Source organism: Blastococcus sp. MG754426 (assembly GCF_021699055.1).
In the GTDB taxonomy this organism is placed as follows: Bacteria; Actinomycetota; Actinomycetes; order Mycobacteriales; family Geodermatophilaceae; genus Blastococcus.
In genome coordinates this window covers 22,738-33,263 of sequence record NZ_SSXC01000044.1, presented here as the reverse complement: position 1 = coordinate 33,263, position 10,526 = coordinate 22,738, and the positions used below count along the sequence as shown (strand labels likewise).

Annotated in this window: 11 protein-coding genes; 9 read left to right on the top strand and 2 right to left on the bottom strand. The window is 76.6% G+C overall.

Annotation, left to right across the window (positions count from 1 at the left end; all coding sequences use genetic code 11):
- Positions 1-733: 733 nt before the first annotated feature.
- The gene (locus tag E9549_RS14610) at positions 734-1,837 is read left to right on the top strand and encodes a M48 family metallopeptidase (RefSeq protein WP_236827270.1); all 1,104 of its coding nucleotides are present in this window, start codon (positions 734-736) and stop codon (positions 1,835-1,837) included.
- Between the two features lie 98 nt (positions 1,838-1,935).
- Entirely contained in the window at positions 1,936-2,295 is a 360-nt protein-coding gene (locus tag E9549_RS14605; protein WP_236827269.1) for a single-stranded DNA-binding protein, read from the top strand.
- A gap of 16 nt (positions 2,296-2,311) precedes the next feature.
- Here the strand turns inward: E9549_RS14605 and E9549_RS14600 are convergent, their stop codons facing one another.
- Positions 2,312-3,607, bottom strand: a complete 1,296-nt coding sequence (locus E9549_RS14600) for a DUF1015 domain-containing protein (RefSeq protein WP_236827274.1) — start codon at positions 3,605-3,607, stop codon at positions 2,312-2,314.
- 103 nt (positions 3,608-3,710) lie between these two features.
- Here E9549_RS14600 and E9549_RS14595 point away from each other — a divergent pair, with 103 nt between their 5' ends.
- Positions 3,711-4,136: a tetratricopeptide repeat protein gene (locus E9549_RS14595; RefSeq protein WP_236827268.1), complete on the top strand. Its 426-nt coding sequence runs from the start codon at positions 3,711-3,713 to the stop codon at positions 4,134-4,136.
- Positions 4,133-5,254 carry an HAD-IIA family hydrolase gene (locus E9549_RS14590; protein ID WP_236827267.1) on the top strand — a complete coding sequence of 374 codons (1,122 nt, stop codon included), beginning with the start codon at positions 4,133-4,135 and terminating at the stop codon, positions 5,252-5,254. Before E9549_RS14595 ends, E9549_RS14590 begins: the two co-directional genes overlap by 4 nt.
- An 11-nt stretch (positions 5,255-5,265) precedes the next feature.
- Here E9549_RS14590 and E9549_RS14585 read toward each other — a convergent pair whose 3' ends face one another.
- Positions 5,266-5,583: an SCP2 sterol-binding domain-containing protein gene (locus E9549_RS14585; RefSeq protein ID WP_236827266.1), complete on the bottom strand. Its 318-nt coding sequence runs from the start codon at positions 5,581-5,583 to the stop codon at positions 5,266-5,268.
- 191 nt (positions 5,584-5,774) lie between these two features.
- Here E9549_RS14585 and E9549_RS14580 point away from each other — a divergent pair, with 191 nt between their 5' ends.
- The 5 genes from E9549_RS14580 to E9549_RS14560 all read left to right on the top strand — a co-directional run bounded on the left by E9549_RS14580 (position 5,775) and on the right by E9549_RS14560 (position 10,420).
- Entirely contained in the window at positions 5,775-6,032 is a 258-nt protein-coding gene (locus E9549_RS14580; RefSeq protein ID WP_236827265.1) for a hypothetical protein, read from the top strand.
- The gene (locus E9549_RS14575) at positions 6,032-6,829 is read left to right on the top strand and encodes a TlyA family RNA methyltransferase (protein WP_236827264.1); all 798 of its coding nucleotides are present in this window, start codon (positions 6,032-6,034) and stop codon (positions 6,827-6,829) included. The genes E9549_RS14580 and E9549_RS14575 overlap by 1 nt, the downstream gene beginning before the upstream one ends.
- Complete coding sequence (locus E9549_RS14570; protein WP_236827263.1) at positions 6,826-7,878, top strand: NAD kinase; 1,053 nt, start codon at positions 6,826-6,828, stop codon at positions 7,876-7,878. The genes E9549_RS14575 and E9549_RS14570 overlap by 4 nt, the downstream gene beginning before the upstream one ends.
- 10 nt (positions 7,879-7,888) lie before the next feature.
- A complete protein-coding gene (recN, locus tag E9549_RS14565; protein ID WP_236827262.1) occupies positions 7,889-9,625 on the top strand; it encodes a DNA repair protein RecN in 1,737 nt (578 codons plus the stop codon).
- A gap of 75 nt (positions 9,626-9,700) precedes the next feature.
- Complete coding sequence (locus tag E9549_RS14560) at positions 9,701-10,420, top strand: methylase (RefSeq protein WP_236827261.1); 720 nt, start codon at positions 9,701-9,703, stop codon at positions 10,418-10,420.
- Positions 10,421-10,526: the final 106 nt, after the last annotated feature.

The window sequence follows — 10,526 nt, the reverse complement described above, 5'->3', positions numbered from 1 at the left end:
GCGTGGGGACTGGCAGGACCGTCGCCCGCAGGGTGACCGGCCGCAGCGTGCGGAGCGCCCGCGTGGGGACTGGCAGGACCGTCGCCCGCAGGGTGACCGTCCGCAGCGCTCGGACCGCCCGCAGGGCGACCGTCCGCAGCGCTCGGACCGCCCGCAGGGCGACCGTCCGCAGCGCTCGGACCGCCCGCAGGGCGACCGTCCGCAGCGCTCGGACCGCCCGCAGGGTGACCGTCCCCGTGGGGACTGGCAGGACCGCCGCCCACAGGGTGACCGGCCCCAGCGCTCGGACCGCCCGCAGGGCGACCGTCCCCGTGGGGACTGGCAGGACCGTCGCCCGCAGGGTGACCGGCCCCAGCGCTCGGACCGCCCGCAGGGCGACCGTCCGCAGCGCTCGGACCGCCCGCAGGGTGACCGTCCCCAGCGCTCGGACCGCCCGCAGGGTGACCGTCCCCGTGGGGACTGGCAGGACCGCCGCCCGCAGGGTGACCGGCCCCAGCGCTCGGACCGCCCGCAGGGTGACCGTCCCCGTGGGGACTGGCAGGACCGTCGGCCCCAGGGTGACCGGCCGCAGCGCTCGGAGCGCCCGCGCGGCGATCGTCCCCGTGGGGACTGGCAGGACCGTCGCCCGCAGGGTGACCGTCCCCAGCGCTCGCAGGGAGACTGGCGGGAGCGCCGTCCGACGACGAGCCGGCCCACGCAGGATCGGCGCCCGCCCGTACCCGCCGGACCTGAGGTGCCCGAGTGGGCCGATCCCCGAGACCTCGATCCCTCGATTCGCGCGGCCCTCCGCGGCCTCGATCCGCGCAACTCCGCCAAGGTCGCAGGGCACCTTGTCGTAGCCGGGACCTTGGTCGACGAGGATCCGGAGACCGCCCTCGCGCATGCCCGCGCGGCCCGCGACCGGGCTTCCCGGTTGGCCGTCGTGCGGGAGGCCGTGGGCGTCGCGGCCTATCACGCGGGCGACTACGCCGAGGCGGCACGTGAGATCCGCGCCTACCGCCGCATGAGCGGCGACCAGGGGTACCGGGCGGTGCTCGCGGACTGCGAGCGTGCGCTCGGGCGCCCGGAGGTCGCCATCCGCCTGGTGAACGAGGCGCTCGCTGACGTCGCTGACGAGGAGGAGACGGTCGAGCTCCGCCTGGTCGAGGCCGGCGCCCGCCAGGATCTCGGTGAAGGCGCGGCAGCCCGGCTCGTCCTCGAGCGGGCACTCGGCGGTCGGCCGGACCCCTCGAGGTTGGGTCCGGACGACCCAGGGCAGCTGCGGCTGGCCGCGGCCTACGCCGAGCTGCTGCGCACCCAGGGCGAGGACGAGCGCGCCACGCAGTGGCTCGAGGTCCTGGCGGCGATGGATCCCGAGCTGGTCGGCGAGGACCCGGGTATCGAGTTCAGCGAGGTCGACGAGACGGCTGCGCCCGGTGATGAGCTCGCCGACGTGCCGCAGGGCGATGTGTCCGACGACGAGGTCGCCGGTGGAGCGCTGTCCGACGACGATGTGTCGCTGGGCGACGTGTCCGACGACGATGTGCCGCTGGGCGATGTGTCCGACGACGAGGTCGCCGGCGGAGCGTCGTCCGACGACCGGATACCCGAAGACCAGGTCTCCGGGGGAGCACCACCCGTAGTCCAGTTCAGCGATGCCGAGCTGGGCGAGGAGGAGTTGCCCGATGCGGGTTTATCGGCACACGCGCTCACCGGTGGTGCTGGGGAGCGCACCCGCGCGATGACCTTCGCCGAGGAGGTCGAGGCGGAGGTCGCAGAACTTCTCGGTGAGACCGGTGACGAGGCGTCGTCCCCAGCCGACCCATCTCGGTCGACGCGGGACGAGCCGGAGGCCTGACCCCCACCCGGTCGTCCGGCCCGTCCACACCCGGGAGGCGCGTCCACAGATCGGCGCAGCCGGTCCTCGCACGCCCCTCCAGCGCGCAGGCTGCAGGCATGACCGTGGCTGTGATCGATCGCAACGACGTGGTGCTGCGGGGGCGTTTGTCCGCCCCCGCAGAACTGCGCACCCTCCCGAGCGGCGACACGCTGGTGAGCTTCCGGCTGGTGGTGCGCAGGCCCGGGCCCACCGTGCGCGGCCGATCGGTGGACGTCCTCACCTGCATCACGTACGAGCGGGGTCTGCAGCGGCGCGTCGCCGCCTGGCAACCGGGTGACGTCGTCGAGGTGGAGGGCGCGCTGCAGCGGCGCTTCTGGCGCACCGGCTCGGGCACCGCGTCCGTCTGCGAGGTCAACTGCCGGCGCGGGCGCAAGATCCCACGGTCAGCTGCGCGCGTGGCAGGCGAGACGGCGTGAAGCGGCGCCCCGCCGTTCAGTCCGCGAGGGGGCGCAGCACGAGGCCCGTGCGCGGCTTGGGCACGAAGAGCGTCGACTTCCGCGGCATGCGGGCTCCTGCCCGCGCGACCGCAGCCACGTCGGTGGGCGAGGGTGCGCGCAGCAGCACGGCGACGCCCGCGCGCTCGACAGCGGTCGTCAAGGCCTCCTCGAGTCGGTGCGCGATGACGACGGCGTCCACGGTGTCCGGTCGCGCCCACAGCACCTGCAGCAGCCCGTGGTGGGCGAGGACCACGTCGAGGTCGCGCCAGGCAGGTGGCGCCTCGGTGGGGACGGCGGCGCGGACCTCCGGAGCGGCTGCCGTGAGGCGGACCAGGCGGGCGCCGTCGCTCAGCAGCAGGCCCCGCTCGGCCGGGTCGGCCAACCACGAGCGTGCCGCGGCGACCACCGAGGCCGGGTCCGCACCGTCGACCGGCACCTCCGCCGTGACGAAACCCTGGGCGGCCGCAGCCACCGCGGCGCCGAAGGGGAGTCCGGGCACCACGCGGTGGATCGGGTCGACCCGGAGACCGCCCGGCCCCATGGGGGTGACCAGGGCGAGCACGGCGTCGGACCCGGCACCACCCCGGGTGCCGGCGTTGGCGCGCGCCGCGGCGAAGCGGTGGTGCCCGTCAGCGATCACCGCTCGGGTGCGCGACAGCGCTCGGGTCGCGGCCTCCAGCGTCGCCGCGTCGTCGACCCGCCAGAGCCGGTGCAGGACGCCGTCGCCGTCGCGCAGCTCCATCGTGGGCGTCGACCGCCGCACCCGCCCGCTCACCTCGGCCACCTCCGGCTCGGGGTCGTGGGCGAGCACGATCGGCTCCAGGTCCGTGCCGGTCGCGGCCAGCAGCGCGCGCCGTCCCTCGACCGCCGCGGGGTAGGTGTCCTCGTGCGGGAGGACCGCGGCCGAGCCGGCCGGGGGGAGGGCCACCGCACCCAGCCACCCCACGGTGGCCGGGGCACCGTCGGCCGGCTGCAGCTCGTAGAGCCAGAGGGCCTGGACCGGGTCGCGCACGAGCACGCCCGCGGCGAGCCAGGACCGCAGCGTGGTGGCAGCGAGCGCGGCGGAGGCACCGGCGGTCTGCGGCTGCCCGTCGACCTGGGGGAGGATCAGGCGGACGATGTTGTGCGGGTCGGCGTCGGCCAGCCGAGCGCGGCCGGCGGGCGTCACGAGGTCGTAGGCTGGCGAGCTGACGCGGGCCAGGTGCCCGGGATCCCGGTCCCGGTAGGTGAGCGCCCGGAACGGCCGGACCTCAAGTCCCGGTTCCGGACCGGGTGGCGTATCAGGTCCCACCGACGACGAGAGCACGACGGAGATCGTAGGAGCGCCGCCCGCGGTGGTTCCTCCCGGACCGGCGGACGGCGGGACCCGGCAGCGGTCGAGGAAGGGGGCGGGAGTGCCGGCAGCAGGTGCACCGGAGGGCCGCAGCGGCGACCGCGAGGCCCCCGCCGGTGGCGTGTACGACTGGTACCACCGCGGCCTCGCGCTGCTCGCCGACCGGCATCCCGACGCCGCTGCGACGCTCCTGGCCCGCGCCGCGGAGGCCGAACCGGCGTCGCGCAGCGTCCGGGAGGCGCTGGCCCGGGCCCAGTACGACGCCCACCGCTACCCCGAGGCGATCGAGAGCTTCACCCGGCTCACCGCCTCCGACCCGGCCGACGACTACGCCCGCTTCGGCCTCGGGCTGGCCGCCAGCCGCGCCGGGGACCTCACCCTGGCGGCCGAGCAGCTGGCGCTGGCCGTCGCCATGCGCCCCGACCTGGCGCACTACGCCCGGGCGCTGCGCGAGGTCCGGGCCCGCCGGAAGCGAGGCTCCGCATGACCGGCCACATCGACGGCCCGACCCCGCCTGCGTTGGCCGGGGGCTGCCTCCAGCCCCCGACGCAGCGGTACGACGTCGCCCTGCTCGACCTCGACGGGGTCGTCTACGTCGGCCCGGACGCCGTGCCCGGCGTCCCCGCGGCGCTGGCCCGGGCACGCGCCGACGGGATGCGGCTGGGGTTCGTCACGAACAACGCCGCCCGCACGCCCGAGCAGGTGGCCACGCACCTGACGGAGCTGCAGGTGCCGGCCGGGCCCGGTGACGTCATCACCAGCTCCCAGGCGGCGGCGACCGTGGTGGCGGAGCTGCTCGGTGCCGGGGCGCGCGTCCTCCCCGTCGGCGGTCCGGGCGTCGCCGCCGCGCTGGAGGCGGCCGGCCTCACGGTGGTCACCGGCGCGGAGGACCGACCGGACGCGGTCGTCCAGGGCTACGGGCGCGAGGTCGGCTGGGCGCAGCTGGCCGAGGCCGTCGTCGCCGTCCGGAACGGCGCCCGGCACGTCGCGACCAACACCGACGCCACGATCCCCTCGCCGCGCGGCCCGCTGCCGGGCAACGGCGCGATGGTGGGGGTGGTGCGGCAGGTCACCGGGCGGGAGCCGCTGGTCACGGGGAAGCCCGACCCGGCGATGCACGCGGAGTGCGTGCGCCGCACCGGTGCGGCGCACCCCCTGGTCGTGGGGGATCGGCTGGACACCGACATCGAGGGCGCGCGGCGGGCCGGCGCGGCCAGCCTGCTGGTCCTCTCCGGGGTGACCGACCCGGCGACGCTCCTCGCCGCCGGACCGGAGCACCGGCCCGACCTGCTCGCCGCCGACGCCTCCGGTCTCCTGCACCCGCACCCGCCCGTCACCGCCGAGGGCCGGACGTGGCGGTGCGGCGGCTGGACGGTCCGGCAGGCGGAGGGCGGCGACGTGCTGGAGCTCCGCGGACCCGACACCGAGACGGCGAGCGGCGCGAGGCCGGGCTCGGACGACGGCCTCGACGGGCTGCGCGCCCTCTGCGTCGCCCACTGGGCCGCCCACCCCGGCGGCACGGTGCCGGCGCGCGTGCTGGCGGACGGGGCGACCGCGACCGCGCGGGCGCGGGCCTGGCACCTGCCGTCGGGCGGCCCGCGCTGACCCGCCGGGACTCAGAGCAGCTTGCGCAGGCGCAGCAGGTCCCGCAGGCCCGCCTCGAGCTTGATCCGCCCGCTGGCCCACGCCGAGCCGAACGACAGCCGGCCATCGGTGAGGGCGACCAGGTCGTCGCTCGTCATCGTCAGCCGGATGTCGGCCCTCGGCACGCCCGGACCGTCGGGGACGGGGTGCAGGTCCCGCACCGACCCCGAGCTCAGCCGGCCGAGGACCACCTGCTCCAGATCGGTCAGCCGGCAGGAGAGGCTGCGGTCGAGCCCGGCCGCCGCGGGGTTGGCGGCGAGGTCGCCGAGGACGCCCGAGAGGGCGGTCATGCACTGGTCCATCGTGGCCACGCGGAGAGGTCTCCCCTGGGATCGGCGGTGGATGCGGTGGCCCGACGCTATCGCGCTGGTCCGTCCGGCCCGTCGGCGTCGTGCCAGGCCGGTAACCTCCGCAACGGACGCCGGCGCGTCCCCGAGGGCCCGTCCCGGCCCGCCCGACCCGCTCCCCCGAGAGGTGCTCCGTGACCGAGCCGACCGCACCGCGACCGGTGCCCGGGCCCTACCGCCCGGGGTCCGCGCCGGTCGCAGTCCCCGGGGCGCCGCCGGCCGGCCCGCGGCCGGATGACCCCTCGTCGGCGGCGGGCGGGAGCCCGTCGCCCGTCGGTGGCGCTGGCCGGCTGGACGGCCTCGACGAGCTGCCCGTGTCCGAGCACGTCGCCCTCTTCGAGGCCGAGCACGCGCGCCTGCAGGGCGAGCTCGGCACGATCGACCCGCGCTGATGGCCCGTCGCAGCCGGCTCGACGCCGAGCTCGTGCGCCGCGGCCTGGCCCGGTCGCGGGAGCACGCGGTGAGCCTCATCGCCGAGGGCCGGGTCGCCGTCGCCGGGCAGGCCGCCACCAAGCCGGCCACCGGCGTCGAGGCGGGCACCCCGGTGGTGGTCCGCACCGATCCGGAGGAGCCGTCGTGGGTGTCCCGCGGCGCGCACAAGCTGCTCGGCGCCCTCGAGGCCTTCCCGGTCGCCGTCGACGGGCGGCGGGCGCTGGACGCCGGCGCGTCCACCGGAGGCTTCACCGAGGTCCTGCTGCGGCGAGGGGCGGCCGAGGTGGTCGCCGTCGACGTCGGGTACGGAGAGCTGGCCTGGTCGCTGCGCACCGACGACCGGGTGCACGTGCACGAGCGCACGAACGTCCGCACGCTGACCCCCGAGGCGATCGGCGGCCCGGTCGGCCTCGTCGTCGCCGACCTCTCCTTCATCTCGCTGCGGCTGGTGCTGCCGGCGCTCACCGCCTGCGCCCTGCCCGGTGCCGACCTCCTGCCGATGGTGAAGCCGCAGTTCGAGGTGGGCCGGGAGCGGCTCGGCGCGGGCGGCGTGGTGCGCGACCCCGAGCACCGGGTGCAGGCGGTGCTGGAGGTGGGCCGGGCGGCGCACGCGCTGGGCTGGGGCACCGCCGGCGTCGTGGCCAGCCCGCTGCCGGGCCCGGCCGGGAACGTGGAGTTCTTCCTGTGGCTGCGGTCCGATGCCGGGCCGATCGAGGAGGACGCCGTCCGTCGAGCAGTCCAGGAGGGACCGCAGTGACCGAGCCGAGCACGGCAGCACCCGACCAGCAGGGGACCCGCCGGGTCCTCCTCACGGTGCACACCGGGCGGCAGGACATCGTCGAGCTGGCCCGCACCTCCGCGGCGCGGCTGCTGCGCGGCGGGATCGTGGTCAGGGTCCTCGAGGACGAGGCGCCGGACCTGGAGATCCCCGGTGCGGAGGTGGTGGCCTGCGACGAGGGCGCGGCGCGGGACGCCGAGATCGTCATGGTCTTCGGTGGCGACGGCACCTTCCTGCGCGCCGCCGAGCTGGCCCGCTACACCGACGCGGCGCTGATGGGCGTCAACCTGGGCCGCGTCGGCTTCCTCGCCGAGACCGAGCCCGAGGCGGTCGAGGAGACCCTCACCGCCATCGAGGACTGCGAGTACTCGGTCGAGGAACGGCTCGCCATCCGGGTGGACGTCGTCGACGCCGGGGGAGCCGTCGTCGGGGGCACGTGGGCGCTCAACGAGGTCTCGGTGGAGAAGGCCGAGCGCTCCCGGGTGCTCGACGTCGTCATCGCGATCGACGGGCGGCCGCTGACCAGCTTCGGCTGCGACGGGGTGCTCTGCGCGACGCCCACCGGGTCCACCGCCTACGCCTTCTCCGCCGGCGGGCCGGTCGTCTGGCCCGACGTGGAGGCCCTGCTGCTGGTGCCCAGCAACGCCCACGCCCTGTTCGCCCGCCCCCTGGTGACCTCGCCGAACTCCGTGGTCACGGTCGCGGTGCCCGCCGACGGCAACCAGGCCCGGGTCTCCGCCGACGGGCGCCGCAGCGTCGACGTCCCCGACGGCGGCCGTGTCGAGGTGCGGCGCGCCAGCCGGCCGGTGCGGATCGCCCGCGTGCACGCCTCGACGTTCGGCGACCGGCTGGTGGCGAAGTTCGGCCTCCCCGTCCGCGGGTTCCGCGACGCGCGGCACGCCGGCCCCGGGCACGAGCTGTTCACCAGCCGCAACGTGCTCACCCGCGAGGTGGTCTCCGTCGACGACCCCGCCCAGGCGGCCCCGGCGCAGGAGGTGAGCGGTGGCAGCACGCACGACGACGCCTGAACGGGCTCCCGTGACGGCCACGGGCCGGCTCTCGGAGCTGCGGATCCGGGGGCTCGGCGCCATCGACGACGTCACCCTCGAGCTCGGCCGCGGCCTGACGGTGGTGACGGGGGAGACCGGCGCCGGCAAGACCATGGTGGTGACCGGGCTGACCCTGCTCTTCGGCGGGCGGGCCGACCCCGGCCGGGTCCGGGCCAGCGGCCGCGCCGGGGTGGAGGGACGGCTGGAGCTGCCCCCGGAGTCGCCGGCCTGGGCGCGGGCGGCCGACGCCGGCGCCGACCCCGACGACGACGGCAGCCTCATCCTCGCCCGCACCGTCAGCGCCGAGGGGCGGTCGCGCGCCTACCTGGGCGGGCGCAGCGTCCCGGTGGGGGTCGTGGCGGAGCTCGCCGAGAGCCTGCTCGCGGTGCACGGGCAGACCGACCAGCTGCGGCTCTCCCGCCCCGCCGAGCAGCGTCGTGCGCTCGACCGGTACGCCGGCGCCGAGCACCTCGCGCTGCTGGAGCGCTACCGCGCCGCCCACCAGCGGTGGCGGGAGCTGGCCGCCGACCTGGACCGCCGGCGGGGGCAGGCGCGGGAGCTGGCGCAGGCGGCCGACGTGCTGCGGCACGGGCTGGAGGAGATCGCCGACGTCGCCCCCGAGCCGGGCGAGGACGAGGCCCTGGACACCCAGGCCAAGCGGCTCGGCGACGCCGACGCGCTGCGCGCCGCGGCCGACGAGGCGCGGATGGCCCTGGTCGGCGACGTGACCGGTGACCTGGGCGCCGGCGAGGTGCCGCAGGACGCCGCCGCGGCGCTGGCCATCGCCGAGCGCGCCCTGGCCGGCTCCGACGACCCGACGCTGGTGATGCTCGCCCAGGACCTCGCGGACGCCGTCGCCGTGGTCTCCGACGTCGCCGGGCAGCTCGCCGGCTACGTGGCCGACCTCGACGCCGACCCGGCCCGCCTCGCCGAGGTGCTCGACCGCCGGGCCGCCCTGACGGCGCTGGTGCGCAAGTACGCCGACCCCGGTGCCGGCGTGGGCGGCGTCCTGGCCTGGGCGGAGGACGCCGCGCACCGGCTGGCCCAGCTCGACGTCTCCGACGAGGCGCTCGAGGCCCTGGCCGCCGAGCGGGATGCCGTGCGCGCGGAGGTCGACCGGCTCGGGAGCGAGATCTCGGCGGGCCGGCGCGCGGCCGCCGATGGCTTCGCCGCGGAGGTCGGCAGCGAGCTGGCCGGGCTGGCGATGAAGAGCGCCCAGGTCTCCTTCAGCATCGACAGCCACCCCGACGACCCCGGGCCCGAGGGCATCGACGAGGTGGCGCTGCTGCTGGCCGCGCACCCGGGGGCGCCGCCGCGGCCGGTGCACAAGGGGGCCTCCGGCGGTGAGCTCTCCCGCGTCATGCTCGCGATCGAGGTCGTCTTCGCCGGCGCAGACCCGGTGCCGGTCATGGTCTTCGACGAGGTCGACGCCGGTGTCGGTGGCCAGGCCGCGGGGGAGATCGGGCGGCGGCTGGCCCGGCTGGCCCGCGACCACCAGGTCGTCGTCGTCACGCACCTGGCCCAGGTCGCCGCCTTCGCCGACACCCACCTCGTCGTCGACAAGGCGCCGGACACCGGCGCCGGCGTCACCGCCACCGACATCCGCTCGGTCGACGGCGAGGACCGCGTGCGGGAACTGGCCCGCATGCTCTCCGGGCTCGCCGACAGCGACACCGGTCAGGCGCACGCCCGGGAGCTGCTCGCCGTGGCCGCCTCCGCCCGCTGACCCGGTGTCCACCGATCCGGGGACGTGCTCCTCCCGGTGCGGGTGAACGCAGGAGTGCCGGGGTAGGGGCCGCCGGTGACCTGCTTCTCCTCGACCGACGAGTCCGCGCACTACGGCTTCTCGGTGTGCATGCTGCTCAGCCAGTACCGCGATCAGCTCGGATGGGCCGAGGAGGGTGTCGACGAACTGGGGACCGGTGACGCCACGGCCATCTCCGACGTCGTCCGCTCGCTGCCCGACCTGCGGGTCCGCAGCTACGACATCAGCGCGCCCTCGGTGGACCAGGCCCGCGCCAACATCGCCGCCCGCGGCGTCGCCGACCGGTACACCGTCGAGCTGGGCGACTTCTTCGACCAGGCCGACTCCGCGGGGGGCCGGCCGGCCCGCACGGTGATCAGCAACCCGCCGTACATCCCCGCCCCCGACCGCGACATCCTGATGCCGGAGCTGTGGGGCGGCGTGCGCGGCAACGACCTGGTGCTGCAGCTGCTCAAGGTGGGCTACACCGACGTGATCACCGCGGTGGCCAGCTACTCCGACCCCGAGGCGACGGTGCGCACGGCCGAGGAGCTCGGCTACCGGGTGGTCAACTTCCTGGCGATGGGGCTGGACTTCGGCCCCTACAGCAGCCAGCCCAAGGTCCGCGACCACATCCGCCGGCTGTGCGCCGACGGGCACGGCTGGGCAGGGGAGGACGGGTACATGGTCGCCATCGCGCTGTTCACCCGGGATCCAGAGCTCCCCGGCGACCGCGCCGACCAGCTGCTGGGTTCACTGCAGATCACTCCGTCCTGACGTCGGGGCCCGGAGGGTCCCCGAGAAGGGGCGGGGAGCCGCCCTGCGTGGCCGCGGGACGAGTGGGGGCCCGGAGGGTCCCCCGAGGAACGCCGGGGAACGGCTC

Coding starts and splice junctions, on each gene's coding strand:
- E9549_RS14575 (WP_236827264.1), top strand. CDS start 6,032: ATGGCCCGTCGCAGCCGGCTCGACGCCGAGCTCGTGCGCCGCGGCCTG.
- E9549_RS14590 (WP_236827267.1), top strand. CDS start 4,133: ATGACCGGCCACATCGACGGCCCGACCCCGCCTGCGTTGGCCGGGGGC.
- E9549_RS14605 (WP_236827269.1), top strand. CDS start 1,936: ATGACCGTGGCTGTGATCGATCGCAACGACGTGGTGCTGCGGGGGCGT.
- E9549_RS14585 (WP_236827266.1), bottom strand. CDS start 5,583: ATGACCGCCCTCTCGGGCGTCCTCGGCGACCTCGCCGCCAACCCCGCG.